At 71.7% G+C, this 17556-nt stretch carries 16 protein-coding genes and 1 tRNA gene; 6 read left to right on the top strand and 11 right to left on the bottom strand.

Annotated elements, in window-relative coordinates; genetic code table 11:
- Positions 1 to 155 precede the first annotated feature (155 nt).
- Complete coding sequence (dcd, locus tag AB0M03_RS37370; RefSeq protein ID WP_363500499.1) at positions 156 to 731, bottom strand: dCTP deaminase; 576 nt, start codon at positions 729 to 731, stop codon at positions 156 to 158.
- A gap of 82 nt (positions 732 to 813) precedes the next feature.
- A complete protein-coding gene (locus AB0M03_RS37375) occupies positions 814 to 1035 on the bottom strand; it encodes a hypothetical protein (protein WP_095873965.1) in 222 nt (73 codons plus the stop codon).
- A gap of 299 nt (positions 1036 to 1334) precedes the next feature.
- On the opposite strand from AB0M03_RS37375, the gene AB0M03_RS37380 reads away from it, so the two are divergent.
- Positions 1335 to 1408 (top strand) — tRNA-Gly (locus AB0M03_RS37380).
- A 51-nt stretch (positions 1409 to 1459) separates the two neighbouring features.
- Here AB0M03_RS37380 and AB0M03_RS37385 read toward each other — a convergent pair.
- From AB0M03_RS37385 to AB0M03_RS37410, 6 genes are all read right to left on the bottom strand, one after another.
- A complete protein-coding gene (locus tag AB0M03_RS37385; RefSeq protein WP_363500502.1) occupies positions 1460 to 2614 on the bottom strand; it encodes a tyrosine-type recombinase/integrase in 1155 nt (384 codons plus the stop codon).
- Positions 2614 to 2832 carry a helix-turn-helix domain-containing protein gene (locus AB0M03_RS37390; protein ID WP_363500505.1) on the bottom strand — a complete coding sequence of 73 codons (219 nt, stop codon included), beginning with the start codon at positions 2830 to 2832 and terminating at the stop codon, positions 2614 to 2616. The genes AB0M03_RS37385 and AB0M03_RS37390 overlap by 1 nt, the downstream gene beginning before the upstream one ends.
- Positions 2817 to 4247: a replication initiator protein RepSA gene (repSA, locus tag AB0M03_RS37395; RefSeq protein WP_363500508.1), complete on the bottom strand. Its 1431-nt coding sequence runs from the start codon at positions 4245 to 4247 to the stop codon at positions 2817 to 2819. Before repSA ends, AB0M03_RS37390 begins: the two co-directional genes overlap by 16 nt.
- Positions 4244 to 4426, bottom strand: coding sequence for a hypothetical protein (locus AB0M03_RS37400; RefSeq protein WP_363500511.1), 183 nt, complete (start codon positions 4424 to 4426; stop codon positions 4244 to 4246). Before AB0M03_RS37400 ends, repSA begins: the two co-directional genes overlap by 4 nt.
- Before the next feature lie 250 nt (positions 4427 to 4676).
- Positions 4677 to 5444: a GntR family transcriptional regulator gene (locus AB0M03_RS37405; RefSeq protein WP_363500514.1), complete on the bottom strand. Its 768-nt coding sequence runs from the start codon at positions 5442 to 5444 to the stop codon at positions 4677 to 4679.
- Positions 5445 to 7701: 2257 nt separating this feature from the next.
- The gene (locus AB0M03_RS37410) at positions 7702 to 9735 is read right to left on the bottom strand and encodes a hypothetical protein (protein WP_363500517.1); all 2034 of its coding nucleotides are present in this window, start codon (positions 9733 to 9735) and stop codon (positions 7702 to 7704) included.
- A gap of 471 nt (positions 9736 to 10206) precedes the next feature.
- Between AB0M03_RS37410 and AB0M03_RS37415 the strand changes: the two genes are divergently transcribed.
- Positions 10207 to 10800, top strand: coding sequence for an RNA polymerase sigma factor (locus AB0M03_RS37415; protein ID WP_363500520.1), 594 nt, complete (start codon positions 10207 to 10209; stop codon positions 10798 to 10800).
- A complete protein-coding gene (locus tag AB0M03_RS37420) occupies positions 10797 to 11141 on the top strand; it encodes a hypothetical protein (protein WP_363500523.1) in 345 nt (114 codons plus the stop codon). Before AB0M03_RS37415 ends, AB0M03_RS37420 begins: the two co-directional genes overlap by 4 nt.
- 163 nt (positions 11142 to 11304) lie before the next feature.
- On the opposite strand, the gene AB0M03_RS37425 is transcribed toward AB0M03_RS37420, so the two are convergent.
- A complete protein-coding gene (locus AB0M03_RS37425; RefSeq protein WP_363500526.1) occupies positions 11305 to 12471 on the bottom strand; it encodes a damage-control phosphatase ARMT1 family protein in 1167 nt (388 codons plus the stop codon).
- A 168-nt stretch (positions 12472 to 12639) separates the two neighbouring features.
- Here AB0M03_RS37425 and AB0M03_RS37430 point away from each other — a divergent pair, with 168 nt between their 5' ends.
- From AB0M03_RS37430 to AB0M03_RS37440, 3 genes are all read left to right on the top strand, one after another.
- A complete protein-coding gene (locus AB0M03_RS37430) occupies positions 12640 to 13224 on the top strand; it encodes a class I SAM-dependent methyltransferase (RefSeq protein ID WP_363500529.1) in 585 nt (194 codons plus the stop codon).
- An 80-nt stretch (positions 13225 to 13304) separates the two neighbouring features.
- Positions 13305 to 15065, top strand: a complete 1761-nt coding sequence (gene metG, locus AB0M03_RS37435) for a methionine--tRNA ligase (protein ID WP_363500532.1) — start codon at positions 13305 to 13307, stop codon at positions 15063 to 15065.
- A 147-nt stretch (positions 15066 to 15212) separates the two neighbouring features.
- Entirely contained in the window at positions 15213 to 16007 is a 795-nt protein-coding gene (locus tag AB0M03_RS37440) for a putative protein N(5)-glutamine methyltransferase (RefSeq protein WP_363500535.1), read from the top strand.
- Positions 16008 to 16045: 38 nt separating this feature from the next.
- Here the strand turns inward: AB0M03_RS37440 and AB0M03_RS37445 are convergent, their stop codons facing one another.
- Together AB0M03_RS37445 and AB0M03_RS37450 are read right to left on the bottom strand one after the other, a co-directional pair.
- Positions 16046 to 16762, bottom strand: coding sequence for a sigma 54 modulation/S30EA ribosomal C-terminal domain-containing protein (locus AB0M03_RS37445; RefSeq protein ID WP_363500538.1), 717 nt, complete (start codon positions 16760 to 16762; stop codon positions 16046 to 16048).
- Between the two features lie 112 nt (positions 16763 to 16874).
- Complete coding sequence (locus tag AB0M03_RS37450) at positions 16875 to 17405, bottom strand: hypothetical protein (protein WP_363500541.1); 531 nt, start codon at positions 17403 to 17405, stop codon at positions 16875 to 16877.
- Positions 17406 to 17556 lie beyond the last annotated feature (151 nt).

Raw genomic sequence — 17556 nt, forward strand, 5'->3', positions numbered from 1 at the left:
TTCCCCCCCCCGCCGCCCTTCCTCTGTGACGCACCCCCCCCGCCGCGGCGGGGGCCCCGCCGCCGGCCCCCGCGCCCACCCCCGGGGCCCCCCCAACCCCGCCCGCCGCCCCACTGGCGCTGCCCTCCCCGAAGGCCGCGGGACGCGGCCCGGCCTCAGACCCGGGTGCGGTGGAAGTTCAGGTACGAGCGGGACGGCGTCGGGCCGCGCTGGCCCTGGTAGCGCGAGCCGTACCGCTCCGAGCCGTACGGGTGCTCGGCCGGCGAGGAGAGGCGGAACAGGCACAGCTGACCGATCTTCATGCCCGGGTAGAGCTTGATCGGCAGGGTGGCCACGTTCGACAGCTCCAGCGTGACGTGGCCGCTGAAGCCGGGGTCGATGAAGCCGGCCGTGGAGTGGGTCAGCAGGCCGAGCCGGCCCAGGCTGGACTTGCCCTCCAGGCGCGAGGCCACGTCCTCCGGCAGCGTGATCACCTCGAAGGTCGAGGCCAGCACGAATTCGCCGGGGTGCAGGATGAAGGCCTCGTCGCCCTCCGGTTCGACCAGCCGGGTCAGGTCCGGCTGCTCCTCGGAGGGGTCGATGTGCGGGTAGCGGTGGTTCTCGAACACCCGGAAGAAGCGGTCCAGCCGGACGTCGATGCTGGAGGGCTGGACCATCGCAGGGTCGAACGGGTCGATCACGACCCGGCCCTTGTCGATTTCCGTCCGGATGTCCTTGTCAGAGAGCAGCACGCAGTCGAGGTTAAAGGCAACGCGGGGCCCCGGACGAATCAGGTCCGATCCGCCCGGGGCCCCGCGACCCGCCCGAACGCTCTCAGGCGAGGAATTCCACGGCCTCCAGCCGCATCGCGCGCGCCAGTTGCGCTCCGGACAGCTCGCTCACGTCCGCCGGCACCGAGCTCCGCAGGCGTCCGCACTGCGGACACCGGATGAGTCTGCCCGGCCCCAGCCGGGCGGCGCCGAGATTCTGCATCGGGAACGTGGCGGTGCTGAACAGGTGCCCTTCGGCACAACGAACGACGGTGCGCTGCTCCATCGATCCCCTTCCCATACTTCCCCGTGGTCCCCGTCCGCCTCGCGCCCCCGGCGCGGCCCGTACGGCGGCCCCGCACGGCTGCCGCGGCCCGCCCGGGCGGCGCCAGCGTCACATTAGGGGATGTTCCGGACATTCCACGTGGCGGCTCGCCGCCTCCCGCGGCCGGAACGGCCCACACAGTACGCCCCTCGGGCACCCGCCTGCACCGGCCCGGCGGCGCGTCCACGCCAGGCCCCGTGCCGCATCGCGGATGGGGTACAGTGGTGCTTGATCGGGCGATCCCTGACGGGTCGTCAGATGCGGGCGTAGTTTAATGGTAGAACATGAGCTTCCCAAGCTTAGAGCGCGAGTTCGATTCTCGTCGCCCGCTCCAGCAAGAAACCCCAGGTCAGCGACCTGGGGTTTCTGCTTTGTCTAGACCTCTTCAGGCGCCCTGCACCAGATCCGCACCAGATCGCTCCTTTGCGGCCTTCCGATGCGCCTGGACGCGGGCGTCGAGCGCCTCGGCGATCTCCCTCTGCCGATCAAGGTCCGAGTGCTGGTAGATCATCGCGGCGCGCTCGGACGACTGCCCCGCACGGACCATGGTGTCCTTCAGCGTGGCCCCGGAACGGGTCGCCAGGGTGTGCCCGGTGTGGCGCAGGTCGTAGAACCGGAAGTCGGCCGGCAGACCGACCTTCGCGCGGGCCGCGCGCCACTTCCGCCCGAAGGTGGAACGCCGGAAGGGAGCGCCGCGCTCACCCATGAACAGCAGTCCGTGCGGCTCCTTCTCGGCGTACCACCGCAGGTGCCGGTCCAGCTCCTTGCGCAGGAACCCGGGAAGCACGATGAACCGCCTGCCGGCCTCCGACTTGGTCTCGCCCAGGACCCGCCTGCCGTTGGTCAGTTCGGGCGCCGCCTGGCGGACGCGCACGCCGACCGTCTCCAGGTCCACATCGTGCCGCCGCATCTCCGCCAGCTCCTCCGGGCGGGCAGGTCCGTAAGCCGCGATGTAGACCATCAGACGCCACCGCGGCCCCATGGCGTTGGCGACGGCGTCCACCTGGTCGATCGTGGCGATGGGCCGCTCAGGCGCCGTCTCCTTGCCCGCGCTCTTGATCCGGCAGGGGTTCCGCCGGATCAGCTCGTCGTCAACCGCCGTCTCAAGGATCGCCTTCACCAGCCGGTAGGACTTGGCGACCACCGTAGGACCGGTCGAAGCCAGCCTCTCAGCCCGCCAGGTGCGTACACGCGGAGGCGTGATCTCGTCCAAGTCCCAGGCCCCGAACGTGGGCAGGATGTGCTTCTTCAGGAGCTGCCGGTACAGGCTCTCCGTCGTCGCCGCCAAGTCACGCTCCTGGACCCACTGCAGGGCGTACTCCTCGAAGCTCACCTTGCCGGCGTTCGGGTCGCGCCAGTCGCCTCGGGACAGGTCGGCCTCCACCTGGGAAAGCCACGTCTCGGCCGCCTTCTTTGTCTCGAAGGTCTCCGGCGAGCGATGTTCCTGCCCGTCGGGCGCCCGGTACGACGCCGTCCACCGGCCGGAGCGGTACTGCCGGACGGCACCGAAGCTGCGCCTGTAGCCCTTGCTGTTTGCCATCAGGCCACCGCCCGCAGGCGGCGCGGCCGGGGCACGGCCCGGACGGTGTTCGACTCGATGAAGTCAGCGAGGACGCTCTCCTTGATGCGGACGTGGCGTCCGACCTTCACGAAGGCGATCCGGCGTTCGGCGATCAGGCGGCGCGGGAAGCGCTCCTTGCTGGTCTCCCAGGTGCCGAGCAGCTTGGCAACCTCCTCCACGGTCAGCAGGCGGTCCATGTGCTGTCGTCCTCCTCACTGGCGAGTTGGGTCATGAGTTCCTGTCGGTCGGTGGTGCGGCGTTCGTGCAGCTCCCGGGCGACGGACGCGGCGAGCATCGATTCGCCGGGCGAGTTGCCTGCCCCGGCGAAGCTCCAATGCGCGAGGACGAGGGTCTCGGCGTCGGCCAGGGCGTCGAGGTCGGGCAGACCGGCGGCCAGCAGCCGCTCGCGCAGGCCCCGGTGGGCCTCGGCAGCGCGGTAGTCAGCGCGGACCTGGCGGAGCGCACCGAGCGTGGTCGAGTAGGTGGGCGACTTCGAAGAGAAGTGGCCGCGGAAGCCGAGCATGTGCGACCAGTGCGCCAGCAGCCAGTCCGGGTACAGGCCGTCCAGGTCCCAGCACGTTTCGATCAGCCGCCGGGTGTGGGCGGGCAGCTGGTGCCGGTCGAGTTCGTGGCGCTCCAGGATGCGCCGGTCCACCGTCTCGGTCGTCTCGGCCGACTTGGTGGCGTACTTGGCCACGTAGGAGGCGACGGCCTGTTCGGAGATCTCGCCGGAGCCGAAGGCGCCGATCGGGCGGACGTCCACCTGCTCGCCCCACCGCAGGACCCGGGCCGGAAGGTCACCGGCGGCCGCCACGGGCACGGCGGCGCGCTGGGCGGCGGCGCGGATCGCGGCGTCCAGCAGGGCCACGGTCGCCCAGTCGGGCGGGGGTGTGCCGGGTCCCTTGGGGCCGTCGATGCGGATCACGGCGTGGAAGTGGACGGCGCCGCGGCGCTGGAACTCGGCGACCTTCCCGAAGGACAGCTTCGCCTGTTCCTTGAACTCGTACTGGTAGAGGCCGGCCATCTTGGCCATGGTCCGGAACAGGTAGATGGTGAAGCGGCGCCACAGGTCGGGAGCGTGGTTGTTCCACAGCACCGCGTGCGCGTAGTCGTAGCGGTCCGCATCGAGCGGGGTGCCCAGGACGGGCGAGCCGTCGGGGTGGTCGGTGCCGCAGCGGCAGACGCCCCGCTCGGGCCGGTTGTGGACCGGGCCGAAGGACGGCGCGGTGAGGGTGGCGAACACCCTCGGGTGGGAGCGGACCGCCACCGGCACCCCCTTGTCCTGGTCCCCGGCGAGGCCGGCCCGGATCAGATGGAAGGTGTCGGCGGAGTAGGTGCGGGCGCAGGACGGGCAGCGGGAGGCCCGCCGATTGCCGCACGCGACCTTGAGGCGGTGGCCGGGCTCGTGCTGGGTGGAGTACCGGTGCCAGACCGCGCCGGTCGGGGCGTGGGTGAGGGTGCGGAAGCCCTGGAGGTGGATCGGGTTCGCGCAGCCACCGGTGCGGCGGATCTGCTCGTGGAGCTGGGGCAGGTCCCCGCGGGCAGCGAGGCGGGCCAGATCGGCTAACGCGAGACGGTCCGTGTCCCAGGGGAAGGCCGTGGCGTGCCTCACGCGGCCACCGCCTGCCGCCGGACCGCGCTCAAGGCGTGCTCGGAGCAGGGGCGGAAGAACAAGCCGTCGTCGGAGTACTCGGCCGTCGAGATCGGCACCCAGCCGGTGTGCCCGTCGTTGTCGTCCCACACCTGGACGCGGCAGGGGCATCCGCCGTCCAGTCCGTAAAGGTGGTCCACGCAGCCGCAGGGCACCAACACCCCCACAGCGCCGGTCAGGGAACCGTCGTGGTCGATGACCCGGAGCGTCCCGGCGCAGTCCGGGCACGCGCGCTCCGTAGGGGAACCGAGGACGTGGGAACGCGAAGCAGACATGGCAGCCTCCAGCGAGTAGGACCTTCACTCAGGTACTCTTCTACTGTTATATAGGAGTTGCCAGGCATGAAACAAGCCCCCACCGCTAGGCAGGGGCTTGGTTCATGACGAACCGTCAGTCAGCGGCGAAGTCGTACTGGAAGAGGTGCTTGTCGGCCGACATCACGGAGTCGAAGACCTCCACGGCGCGGCCTCCGGTGTCGATGGCCGTGCGCACCAGCGCAACGACGGGGACACCCGGCAGGAGCCGGAGGGACTTCTTCTCACCCTCCGACGGCATGCGCGCCTGCAGTTCCTCGCGGAAGGACGCGAGCCGGTGTCCCCGCTCCTCAAGCCGGGCGTAGCTGCCGCCGGGGCCCGCGTTCTCCTCGGTGATCGGAGTTCCCTCGACCAGGTCGAGCGGGTAGTAGCTGTCGGCCAGCTGCATGGGCTCACCGCCACCCCACATCCGCCGCCGACGGACGAAGACCGGACTGCCCTCTTCGATGTTGAGCCGCTCGGCGATCCGGCGCGGCGCAGGAACCTCGCCCAGGTGAAGCATCTCTTGCTTGTAGTCCAGGCCGAGCGAGCGCATATCGGCAGCGAAGCCGCCCAGGCCGGCCGCGCGGTTCGCCCGGGTCAGCCGCTGCGAAGCGAGCCGCAGCATGGGTCCACGCTCACGGACCCGGGTGCCGCGTCCATGCTCGGTGACCACGAGACCTTCGCTCCGAAGCACCTCCAGGGCTCGCCGGGCAGTCCCACCCGCTACACCGAAGGTCCTGGACAGCTGTGCCTCACTGGGCAGCGCGGCGCCAGGGGCAAGCTCTCCCCGGTCGATGAGATCCCGGAAGTGGTCCGCGATCTGCTTGAAGACTGGCCGGTCGCTGTTCGGATCGATCTCCATGGCTCCGCTCCTCCTGCGTGCTCTTCTACAAGAGTAGCGATGCGGAGCCTGGCTGACCAGCTAGCTCATGTACTCGGTCGCGGCGCCGGGCAAGCAGGTCGTTTCGTCACCCGAGGTCGCCCAGGTGGAGCCGCAGCACGGACAGACCGGCAGCCGGTCCGGGTCACTCGCGATCTTCTGGGCCGGGCACATCGGACAGACGCCATCCAGCAGAGGACGCTCAGCCTCACCGGTCAGGTCGACAACCGAGTACTGAGCCCGCGGCCCCTGGTGATCCGGGTTCGTGCAGCGAAGGAACAACATCCGCCGAGCGTAGCCCTGCCATTGGCCCGCCGGGGAGGAGGGAAGGGAGTTGGCTGTTACGAGTTTCGCTACTTCATCAAGGGCGCGCACGGCGCGCCAGCGCGCGGCCCTGGCCGCTCGCCGACGCTCCTGTCTTCGCCCCGCTCCGGCGGCGCCCCGGCCGCGCCGGCAGCCGGGCGGCAGAGATGGGCCGAGCCCAGAACCCGCCGGGGCTGGGGCGGGCGGCTCCGCGGTTTTACCCACCTCTCCGGACCGGGACCCGCGTCGAGCAAGACCGGGGGGCCACTCGGCCAGATTGCGGGCAGGCGAGGAGCCTGCCCGAGATCGCGGGCAAGCTTACGGCCCCCCGATCATGCTCGACCCCAGACCGGACAGGACACCGGCCAAAACCGCTCCACCACCCGCGCGGTAGCCTGCTGGCCCGAGACGTCACATGAGAGCAGCTGATGCACCTTCAACAGCCGTGTCCCCTCTGCGGGCAGGACTGGGTTTGGTTCTATCGATTCAAAGCAGATCACGCTCCGTTCTACCTCTGCACCGAGTGCGATTCCTTGTGGTGGCCGAACCAAGCCATCACAAAGGCGAACTCGCGCTTCCTGGATCACGTGGTCGCCGACAGGCTCGGGGTAGACCGCGACAATCCGTGGGAAGAGCGAGTCTGGGCCGACGTGATCGAGCAAGTGCCTGACCAGCTGTAGGCCGTGCCCCATCCGTGCCCCAAAGAGCGGGGATGCACGGTAAATCACGGTCAATCGGGTTGCCCGCTGATCACTCCCATCGGCGGCGATCGGGCAACTTTTGCACGTCAGAGGCTCGGCAACGCTTGTGGGCTGACGAGATTCCCAAGGTCAGGTCCAACGACTTGAAACCGCGTCTTCTGCGTCCAGCGTGTTGGGTGGACGCTAGAGGAGTTTCTCTGGGCGGAGCTGATCCCCATCAGGATCGCTACGGCGGGGGTGAGGTTGTCGGGACTTTGCGCAGCAGTTCTGCGGCCGTGCAAGTCTGATCCGGGTCTTCCACCAGGCAGAGGTTAAAGCCCTTGGCGTCACGCTGGACAAGGGCGGTCAGGTCACAGGTATGTGATCTCCCCGCGAGGTCGACCCAGCTGTCTTCGAGGTCGACCCAGCTGCCTTTAGCCGACTCGGGGGTGAAGTTCCATGTTCCTGCTGTGGCGCTAGCATTGCAGGCCCATCCCGGTACAGCACGGTCGATGTGGCCGGCGGTCATGCCATGGTCTGCAGCCAAGTGAAGGCGAGCGCCAGCAGCGTTGCCCCAGTCGCCGGCCAACTCTGTCTGACCGATCTCGGTCTCCGGTCCACCGGCACCCGCACAGGCCGTGCACAGCAGTAGGAGCATCAGGCCTACACCGATGTCACGCAGCCGTCTGCCTGCGTCTGTACCTATCACGAGCGATCCCCTGGGAGCGCGGGTGCATTCTGCGAACCCGTGCCAGGCGGAGGCAGAATGCGGTCTCTTGCGTGTCGGCGATCAGCATGACAGAGAGGTTGAACGCGTTCAATTCCTGGGCTGCTCATTCTCCGCGTCGGGCCGGAGGTCGGCCGGGGGCGCTGGCCCTTGGCTGGCCCGGTGGTGTGTCTTCTGGCTGGTGTGCCCAGGTTCTGCGCTGCACCAGATGCGCACCAGCTCGGGCGGTCAGCCCCGGTCAATGGCGGGCAGAGCAAGCTGTTCCTGAGGGCGCGCCAGGCTGCATCCTTGCAGCTCGGAGGCGTGGCGAGCGCCAGAGGCCGCTGATTCCCAAGCTTAGAGCGCGAGTTCGATTCTCGTCGCCCGCTCCAATGAGAAAGCCCCAGGTCAGCGACCTGGGGTTTCTGCTTTGTCCGGGCTTCACCAGCCGGTACGACTTGGCGACCACGGTGGGACCGGTCACGCTCGGCCGCTCCAAGTCCCGCTCCTGGAAGCACTGCAGGGCGTACTCCTCGAAGGGACGGAACGGTCACGGCGTGGCGCCGATGGGGACGGCCACGGCCGCGGCTTCGGTGGCGTCGGTGGGCACCGTGGCTTCGGTACGGCGCAGGTCGAGCACGATGAGGACGGCGGCGGCGACGCCCAGGTAGACGAGCAGGGTGGTCAGCGCCTGGCCGGTCCCGTGGCCGTCGAAGTAGATCGTGTGGTGCAGCAGGATGTAGCCGTTGCGAGGTGGCAGGTAGGGCCCGATGCCACGCCAGAAGGCGGGCAGGTACGGCACTCCGGTCGCACCACCGGAGGACGGGTTGCCGAAGAGGACCATCACGACGACCGTCACCAGGGTGCCCACCGGCCCGAGCAGCTTCTGCAGGACCGCTGCGACGAAGACGACCACGGCGACGATCAGCGAGCAGATCGGCCAGGTGATCCAGAACTTGCTGCTGGGGAACCCTTGCAGCCAGTAGCACACGATCACGTCGATGACGAGGCCGCTCACGACGGCGAATCCGGCGAGCTGGGCGGCGCGCCAGCGGCCGGCGGCCCTCCCGGTCGCGGCCATGAGCAGGGTCGAGCTCATGTATCCGCCGATGATCAGCGGCACCAGCATGAGCCCCTGGACAAGGCCGAAGGGGTCCTTGGCCGCCAGTGGTGTCGGGGCGTACTGCTGCACCTCCAGGGTCCGGCCGGTGGCCTTGGCCGCGTCCTCGAACTTCACCGCGAGGTCGAGCGGTGCCAGGTCGCTCATGGACGGCACCACGATCAGGGTGTTCGAGGTGCCCGAAGAGACCAGCGCGCCGAAGAGCCGGGCTTCGTCCATCGCGGTCTTGGCCGCGGCTTCGTTCGGGTACTGGGTGACCTTCAGGGAGATGTTCTTCTCGGCCGCGGCCAGGACGGGGGAGGTGCCGACCGCGCCGAACGGCAGGTTCGTGGCCTTGGGGGCGTGCGAGGCGCTCATGTAGTTGGTCGCGAACAGGCATTGCATGACGGCGCAGATGCCCAGCGCCACGAGGATTCCGATCAGGGCGCGCCGGCGGTCGGGAGGGTTCGCCGCTGGGGCGGTCGGCGCCGGTGCGTCGGACTTCCGGGCCGCCGCCCTGGCCGGTCGGATGCGGCCGTACCAGGCGATGACGGCCGTGCCGGCGAAGGCGTAGAGGAACAGGACGACGAGCGGGGTGGAGATGTCGCTCCCGCCGAAGTAGAGCACGTGGTTGATCAGGGTGACCGCGCTCTGCGGCGGGAGGATCACGCCGATGTTGCGCCAGTAGACCGGCAGCAGGTAGGTGCCCAGCCCGCCGGCGGGCGGGCCGCCGATGACGATGAAGAGCACCGCCACGAGCAGGGTGCCCATCTTGCCCACCACGGCCTGCAGCGCGGCAGCGGCCAGTGCCACCGCCGAGGTGATGAGCCAGAAGCACGGCAGCAGCGGCCAGAAGTGGCTGCCGGCGTACGCGCCGATCCCCAACCCGGCGATCAGGTCGGTGAGCAGGGCGCCGACCAGCGCGTATCCGGCCAGGATGGCCGCGCGCCACGGCGCGGCGGCGGTGCCGTGGGCCGCCTTGTAGACCAGTACGGCGGCCAGGTACCCGCCGATCAGCAGTGGTAGCAGCAACAGCGACGTCACTGCGCCGACCGGGTCGGTGGAGGCGAGCGGCTTCACCGTCTGCACGGTGACCGGTTGGTTCAGCTTGCGGGCCGCGGCCTCGAACGCCGGCTCCAGCTCGGTCTGGGCGAAGAAGCTCTTCGACGGGACGACGATCAACGTGTCGGTCGGACCGTTGCTGACGTACGCGCCGTACAGCTCGCCCCGATCGGCCGCGTCGGTCACGGCCGACTGGCTCGGATAGGAGGTCAGGTCGAGCCCCAGCTTCGATGCCACCTCGGCGACCACGGGGGAGGGCGGCCCGGTCACGCCGAAGGGCATGTTCCGTGGGACGAGCAGCTGCTGGGCGCTGACGAGGGACAACGCGAGCAGGGCCTGCGCGAAGAGCACCAGCCCCAGCGCGAAGGCGATCTTCACCGCGGCATTTCGTCCGCCCGCAGCCGCAGCAGCCTGCTTCGCCATCCCTGCCCTCCAACCGACCGCCCCTGCTCGGCCTCGGTCCCAGTGCGAGCGGCCACCGTCAGCCCGATTCGTTTCGTGAGTAATCACGACACGGGCGGGACTGCCCGGCAACTCAGGAGGCGCCTGGAGGTGAAGCCATGGCCGATGAAGGGAGCACGTGCTGCAGGCGGTTCGAGCCGGGCTCCGTGGAGCCGGCCGCAGTCAGGTCACCCGCTGCACCGGATGGTGTGGTCGGTCGCGGTGAACGAGCGGCAGCGCCGGGAGGTGAATCCTTTCCGGACCTCCCCGCCTCTTATCCGTGTGCCGGCCGAACGGGTCGGCGGAACCGGGAGGACACCAATGATGGTCACTGGCCTCGTAGTGGTCGGAGCCCTGCTCGTGGGCGCGTGCACCTGGCACCTGATGCGGCGCTACAAGGGCCGAGGCTGACCGGTGCCTGTGCACGGGACGCCTCCCGAGTGTGAGCAGCAGATGAACCAACGCTTCCCCTGGCCGGACGAGCGGCTGATCAAGGCCGCCCAGGACGGCGACGTCACTTCGCTCACCGCCGTCGTCATGAAATCGCAGCCTCATGTGCGCAAGTTCGCCGCATCGCTGTGCGCCTCACCGCAGGACGCGGAGGACGCGGCGCAGGAGGCGCTGATCATCCTCTACCGGAAGATCGGCACCTTGCGGGCCACCGGCGCGCTTGCCTCGTGGATGTTCCGGATCGTGCGCAACGAATGCCTCCGGCAGGTGCGGTTGCTCGTCTCGCGGAGCGACGAGGCGTCGGCCGGACCGGAGGCGTCCGCGGAACCGTCCGCCGAGGACGCGGCGCTGCACAGGCTGGAGGTGGAGCGGATCGCGGCTGCGGTCTGTGCCCTGCCCCGTGACCAGCAGCAGGTTTTCATCATGCGGGACGTGCAGGACCTGCCCGGCAGGACCGTCGCCCATGCGCTCGGTCTGAGCAACGCCGCGATGAAGTCGCGGCTGCACAGAGCGCGCGCAGCACTGCGTCACTCGCTGGCAGTGACCGATCGAACCGCCGATCAAGCCCTCGACCAGCCAGTCGGAGGAGACTCATGACCGTCAACACCGTGAAGCCCGCGGCGCCCGGGACGAACTTCGCCAGCAAGTCCGTCCTGCACCACCTGGCGCGCGGAGCCATCGGCTTCGGGCTGATCATCGGCTCGATCGGCCTGGTGCCCGTCGTCGGCCCGGCCACCCTGCTGGCGGCCCCGCTGGCCCTGATCGCCTTCCGCGGCTGTCCCACCTGCTGGATGGTCGGCCTGGCGCAGACCGTTTCCCGCGGCCGTCTGGAGCGCCAGTGCGTGGACGGCGTCTGCACCCTCGCCAAGGCGCCCCCGGCGGCGAAGGCCGCGGACGAGCCGACAGCCGGCATCAGGATCCCCGCCGCTCCCCGGTGACCGGGCGATCCCGGTTCTCGTCGCCCGCGTGCTGGACGGCGGCCACGCATAGCCCGTCCGAGCCGATCCGGGTCCAGCCGGCGAGCACGTCGAGGACGTCCTGCTCGGCCGGCGATCCCGCGGCGAGGAAGTGGGGGCAGACCGGCGGACAGGCCGCCCGCGGTCACACCGGATCGTGGAGCTGGACGAGGGCGTGGGTGCCCGCGGTGCGCCAGGTCGGGTGGACGGTGTCCAGGCGGGCGACGGTGGCGGGGGCCAGGCCGACGGCGACGTCGGACTTCAGGGTGCGCAGGGCGGCGACGGCGGAGGGGAAGTGCCCTGCCACCTCGGCGAACGGGGTGGCCGGCGGCCAGTGGCGGTCGCCCACCAGGCGGCGGTAGTTGAGGTCGCCCTTGAGGACCGTCACGGCTGCGCCGGCGAGTTCGGCGCGGAGGTCGTCGGGCATGTCGCGGTAGGGCAGCGGTGCGCAGAAGAACGGGTGCGTCCCGATCCGCAGGGCGCCGCTCCCCATCGCCTGCCAGAGGCGGTCTCCCACCGCCCGGGCGGGGGCGGTGGCGGCCGTCCGGAGGCGGTCGACCGTGGCCAGGACGTCCGCCATGGTGGCGTCGGAGACGAAGTACGGCCGGGGCTTCACGTACAGGACGACCCGGGCCGTCCGGACCTCGGCGAGGAGGTGGTCGACGAGGGCGAGGTCGGGCAGCAGCTCCCGGCCGGCGTTGTCGGCGACGACGCAGACCGTACGGCCCCGGGCCCGGTCCAGTGCGGCCAGGAGGGCGGGGGTGTCGTCGGCGACGAGGTCGGCGGCCGTCCCTCCGTCGGTACCGGCGGTCATCCGGAAGCTGAGGTCGGCGCGGTTGCCCCAGAGTGCGGAGGACAGCAGGGCCCGGGCCCGCGGCCCCGCGGGCAGGTCGGCGAGTTCGCCGAGGGCGGCGAGTTCCCCGTCCACCGCCTCGCCGGCCAGCTCGGCGTCCTTGAAGGGCGCGAAGGGGTCGATGCCCTGCCAGGGCCCCGGCCGGAAGTACCCGGTGGCGTCGAGCAGCCGTCGGTAGAACCAGCTCTCCGCCCACAGGAAGGGCGCCTCGCGCCACGGCCGGCCCCACAGGCCGGCGCCCCACGCCAGCCAGTCGGCGTGGTCGTGGGCGTCGTCGCCGGGCGGCTCCAGGACGCCGCCGGTGCTCTCCGCGAGCAGCCGTTCCACCGCGACCCGCTCGGCCGGCCCGTACGGCCGCACCGCCAGCACCTGCCGGACGAGTTCGGGGTGCCGCTCGTGGAAGACGCCCCACGGGAACGATCCCGGGACGTTGATGCGGATCACGGGTGCGGTCGGCACGTGCGGGCCCGTCCCTCGGTCGTCGGCGGCGGTCGGACGGCCGGCGGCGGCGGGCCGGCGGCGCTGCCGACAGTAGAGCAGACCGCCCGCGCGGCGACGGCCCCGCGCCGACCGCCCCCCGGCGTCTACCGGGCAACGCCCTATCACCGATCGTGTGACGATGGCGGGATGGTGACGGAGGATCGGCCGGACTCGGCGGCCGGCTACCGTGAGGACGCGGCGGCGCTGGTGGTGCAGTACGAGAGCGTGGGCTTCGAGGAGGTGCACGCCCAGGTGCTGCACCTGGTGCCGGAGCGGCCCGGCCGGGTGCTGGACGTCGGTGCGGGGACGGGGCGGGACGCGGCGGCGCTGGCGGCACGCGGCCACAGCGTGCTGGCGGTCGACCCCACCGTCGAGCTGCGGGTGCACCGGGGCTTCCCGTGGCTGGCCGACTCGCTGCCCGAACTTCCCAACACGGAAGGCGAGTTCGATCTCGTCCTGGTGACCGCGGTGTGGATGCACCTGGACCGGCCGGAACGCGAGCGCGGGATGCGGCGGATCGCGCAGCTGCTCGCCCCCGGCGGGCGGGTGCTCATGCTGCTGCGGAGCGGGCCGGTGCCGGCCGGTCGGCGGATGTTCGACGTCGGGCCGGACGAGACCGCGGCCCTGGCCGCCGCCTGCGGCCTGGCCGAGGTGCACCGCAGCGAGCGCGCCGACGCCCACGGCCGGGCCGGCGTCGTCTGGACACACCTCGCCCTCGAGGCGCCGAAATGAGCGGCCCCGGCCGCCCTGCGCGCGTACGGTGAGGCGCAGGCAGGGCCCGAGACCACCGCACCGGCACTGGAGCACCCGGGATGACCCGACAGCTGATCACCAGCGCGCTTCCGTACATCAACGGGATCAAGCACCTGGGCAACATGGTCGGGTCGATGCTCCCGGCGGACGTGTACGCGCGCTACCTGCGCCTGCGCGGCCACGAGGTGCTGTACATCTGTGCCACCGACGAGCACGGCACCCCGGCCGAGCTGGCCGCCCAGGAGGCCGGGCTGCCGGTCGCCGAGTTCTGCGCCCGGGCGCACGAGCAGCAGCGGGCGGTCTACGAGGGGTTCCGGCTCACCTTCGACCACTTCGGCCGCAGCTCCTCCGCGCAGAACCGGGAGATCACCCAGCAGATCGCCCGCGAGCTGCACGCCAACGGCTTCGTCGAGAAGCGGTCCGTCCGGCAGGTGTACTCGGTCGCCGACGGCCGCTTCCTGCCGGACCGGTACATCGTCGGCACCTGCCCGTACTGCGGCTACGACCGGGCCCGCGGCGACCAGTGCGAGAACTGCACCCGCGTCCTCGACCCGACCGACCTGCTGGAACCGCGCTCCGCGATCAGCGGCAGCACCGACCTGGAGGTCCGGGAGACCGAGCACCTGTTCCTGCTGCAGTCGGCACTGACCGGCGAGGTCGAGCGGTGGCTGGCCGACCGGGCCGGCGGCTGGCCCGTCCTGGCCTCCTCGATCGCCCGTAAGTGGCTGGCCGAGGGTCTGCAGGACCGCTCGATCACCCGCGACCTGGAGTGGGGCGTGCCGGTGCCGGCCGACGTCTGGCCCGGGCTGGCGGCCGAGGGCAAGGTGTTCTACGTCTGGTTCGACGCCCCGATCGAGTACATCGGCGCCACCAAGGAGTGGGCCGACGCCGCCCCCGCGGGCGAGGTCCGCGACTGGAAGTCCTGGTGGTACGAGGCCGACGACACCGTCCGGTACACCCAGTTCATGGCCAAGGACAACGTTCCGTTCCACACGGTGATGTTCCCCGCCACGCTGCTCGGCTCGCGCCGGCCGTGGAAGAAGGTCGACCACGTCAAGGCCTTCAACTGGCTGACGTACTACGGCGGCAAGTTCTCCACCAGCCAACAGGTCGGCATCTTCACCGACACCGCACTGGAGCTGCTGCCGGCGGACTACTGGCGCTGGTTCCTGATGGCGCACGCCCCCGAGTCCGACGACTCAAGCTTCACCTGGGACCTCTTCGCCGCCGTGGTCAACAAGGACCTCGCCGACACCTTCGGCAACTTCGTCAACCGCGTGCTGTCCTTCAGCCGCAAGCGGTTCGGCGGAGACGTACCGGCCGGCGGCACGCCCGGCGACGCCGAGCGGCGCCTCGGCGCCCGGGCCGCCGAACTGCTCGCCGAGTACGAGGCCCACCTGGACGCGCTGAACTTCCGCAAGGCCGTGCAGAGCCTGCGCGCGCTGTGGAGCGCCGGCAACTCCTACCTGGACGAGAAGGCGCCGTGGCTCCAGGTGCGGACCGATCCGGAGGGGGCCGCGCTCACCCTGCGCACGGCGATGAACCTGATGTTCCTCCACGCGGTCGTCTCCGAGCCGTTCGTCCCGACCGCGAGCCGGGCCGTCCGGGAGGCCTTCGCCCTCGCCGGGGACGCGCCCGCCCGCACCCGGACCTGGGTGGACGCCGAGCAGGCCGCGGCCCTGGAACTGGTGCCCGCCGGCACGCCGTTCACCGTCCCTCCGGTCCTCTTCGCCAAGGTCGCCGACGAGGACCTGGCCGCCTGGTCCGCCCGCTTCGGCAGCGGCCCCGAACGGGCGACGGGCGGCACCCCGCTCGGGTAGGGTGGCCGTCGTTCCAGGCAGGAACGGATCGAGGAGGTGGGACCCATCAACGCAGGTGCAGGCAGGGTGCCCTCCTCGTACGGCCGGACGGCCCGACCGCTGTAGCGGTCGCCGGGGGCGCCCTTCGGAAGTTCCCGAAAGGCTCCCGTGTCGCTCTCCCGTTCACTCCACGATTTCCCGTCCGTCGTCCTGCGGCTGCGCGCCGCCGGCTGCGTCTTCGCCGAGGACGAGGCGGAACTGCTCCTCTCCACGGCCGGCTCGGCGGCCGAACTCGACGCCATGGTGGACCGGCGTGCCGCCGGCCTCCCGCTGGAACACGTCCTCGGCTGGGCGGAGTTCTGCGGCCTGCGGGTCGCCGTCGACCCCGGCGTCTTCGTACCGCGCCGCCGCACCGAGTTCCTGGTCGGCCGCGCCGCCGAACTGGCCGGCCCCGCACCCGTGGTGCTCGACCTGTGCTGCGGCGCGGGCGCCGTCGGGGCGGCCCTGGCCGCGGCCCTCGGCGGTGCGGCCGAACTGCACGCCGCCGACATCGACCCGGTCGCGGTGCGCTGCGCCCGCCGCAACCTGGCCGCGGCCGGCGGCACCGTGTACCAGGGGGACCTGTACGCGCCGCTGCCCGAGGCCCTCCGCGGCCGGGTGGACGTGCTGGTCGCCAACGCCCCCTACGTGCCGAGCGCGGCCATCGGACTGCTGCCCGCCGAGGCCCGCGACCACGAACCGCTGGTCGCCCTCGACGGCGGGGCGGACGGCCTCGACGTGCAGCGCCGGGTGATCGCCGACGCACCCGCCTGGCTGGCGCCCGGCGGCCACCTGCTGGTGGAGACCAGCGACCGCCAGGCGCCGCGCACCCTCGCGGCCTTCACCGCGGCCGGGCTGGAGGCCCGGACCGCGGAGTGCGAGGACCTGGACGCCACCGTCGTCGTCGGCCGGCGGCGACCGTAGGACAGGACTCCGGAGGCACGTGGGATGCCCCTACGGGTTCAGGAAGCGCCCGTGATCAGGCCGAGTCGGCCGTCGAAGCGGCGGTACAGCACTCGGCCGCGGCCGTCGGCGGGGTGGGCGTAGAAGAGGAAGGGCAGTTCCGCGCCCACCAGCCGCTCGACGGCCTGCTCCTCGGCGAGCAGCGGCGCGCTGTGCGGGCTGACGGTCAGCGGGGCCGCGGTGTTGCGCGGCGGGGCTGCGGCGATCGTCCGGGCGAGCCGGTAGCCGGTCGGGCCGACCCGGAAGACGACTGCGTCGGTCTCGGTGGCCGGGTCGGTGAACAGGTGGATGCGGTAGTCCATCGCGTCCAGCGTGCGGACCGCAGCGTCGGGCGAACACCACACCAGAGAGGGCGACTTGACCCGGGCGATCGGCGGCGGACCGTCTGCGGGACGGATCGGCGGCGCGGGCGTGCGGTTCGGCTGCGGCCAGGCGCGGGGCGTCCAGGTGCCGGTGACGGAGGTGATCCGGCGGCGCAGCCCGTCCGCGAGGCGGTCGAGCGCCTCGCCGACGCCGCGGGCCGTCTCCTGCACCCTGATCCGCCGTCCGTCGACCTCGGCGTTGACCTGGGCGAGCCCGGCCGGGGAGAGCCGGACCCGCAGGGATTCCACGAGTGCGTTGGCGCAGTCCGCTGCTGCTGCGATCCGGGTACGGGCCTCGTCGAGCATCTCGCGCGGGACTCCGTCGAAGCCCTGAACGGTGATCGCCTCGGTCATGGACCGCTCCTCCTGCCGGTTCTGGTGTCTGCCTGCACCCCTTCTCTACCCAACTCCGGGCAGTGGCCCGCGCACAGGGCCGAACGGCCCGGCCGGGGGGCCGCGGATGCGGTCACGGGCGGCTCCGGGCCGCGGTGACGGCGAGGACGGTGCCGAGTGCCGCGGCGGCCGCAGCACAGGCGGCGACCGCGGGCGCCGGGACGGGGTGCGCCCGGCCCGCGGCGAGCAGGACGGCGGTGGCGACGGAGGCCGCGGCGCTGCCCGCCACCAGCCATCCGAGCAGTGCGGCGCGGGGCCGGACGGTCGGCACCGGCCGCGCCCCGGCCGGGCGGACGGCGGCCCACCGGCGGGCCTCCTCCCGCTGTTCGGCCCGGCGGCGCACCGCGCCGGCGAGCCGGAGCACGCCGGCCGCGAGCGCGCCGCCGGCCGTGGTGGCGAGCGCCCAGCGGCCGGGCACGGGGGTGAGCAGCAGGGCGCCCGCCGCGGCCGTGCCGAGCCACCAGGTCAGGCAGGCGAGGGCGGCCAGGCGGGTGGAGCGCGGCCGGTCGTCGCCCGCCCGCAGGTCGGCGAGGGCCGGGAGGTACCAGACGCAGCCGGCCGCGGTGACCGCGGCGGCGCCGACGGCCGGAACGGTGTGGCTCATGGCTTCTCCTTGCCGCTGTGCGGCGGTACGGCGGGGCGGGTGGGGTCGGGGCGGGCCGTTCCCCCCCCCGCGGGGGGGTAGCAGGGGCGGGAACCGCGGTAGGGGGGGGTCGGCCGGCCCCCGGGCAGCGCACGGCCCGGGGACATAGGAA

The organism is Kitasatospora sp. NPDC051914 (genome assembly GCF_040680995.1).
Taxonomy (GTDB): Bacteria; Actinomycetota; Actinomycetes; order Streptomycetales; family Streptomycetaceae; genus Kitasatospora.

Excerpts from the sequence above, each read along its gene's own strand:
- AB0M03_RS37450 (WP_363500541.1), bottom strand. The coding sequence starts at position 17,405 with ATGAGCCACACCGTTCCGGCCGTCGGCGCCGCCGCGGTCACCGCGGCC.
- AB0M03_RS37445 (WP_363500538.1), bottom strand. The coding sequence starts at position 16,762 with ATGACCGAGGCGATCACCGTTCAGGGCTTCGACGGAGTCCCGCGCGAG.
- AB0M03_RS37390 (WP_363500505.1), bottom strand. The coding sequence starts at position 2,832 with ATGGACCGCCTGCTGACCGTGGAGGAGGTTGCCAAGCTGCTCGGCACC.
- AB0M03_RS37420 (WP_363500523.1), top strand. The coding sequence starts at position 10,797 with ATGACCGTCAACACCGTGAAGCCCGCGGCGCCCGGGACGAACTTCGCC.
- AB0M03_RS37430 (WP_363500529.1), top strand. The coding sequence starts at position 12,640 with ATGGTGACGGAGGATCGGCCGGACTCGGCGGCCGGCTACCGTGAGGAC.
- AB0M03_RS37410 (WP_363500517.1), bottom strand. The coding sequence starts at position 9,735 with ATGGCGAAGCAGGCTGCTGCGGCTGCGGGCGGACGAAATGCCGCGGTG.
- AB0M03_RS37385 (WP_363500502.1), bottom strand. The coding sequence starts at position 2,614 with ATGGCAAACAGCAAGGGCTACAGGCGCAGCTTCGGTGCCGTCCGGCAG.
- metG (WP_363500532.1), top strand. The coding sequence starts at position 13,305 with ATGACCCGACAGCTGATCACCAGCGCGCTTCCGTACATCAACGGGATC.
- AB0M03_RS37415 (WP_363500520.1), top strand. The coding sequence starts at position 10,207 with ATGAACCAACGCTTCCCCTGGCCGGACGAGCGGCTGATCAAGGCCGCC.
- AB0M03_RS37405 (WP_363500514.1), bottom strand. The coding sequence starts at position 5,444 with ATGGAGATCGATCCGAACAGCGACCGGCCAGTCTTCAAGCAGATCGCG.
- AB0M03_RS37375 (WP_095873965.1), bottom strand. The coding sequence starts at position 1,035 with ATGGAGCAGCGCACCGTCGTTCGTTGTGCCGAAGGGCACCTGTTCAGC.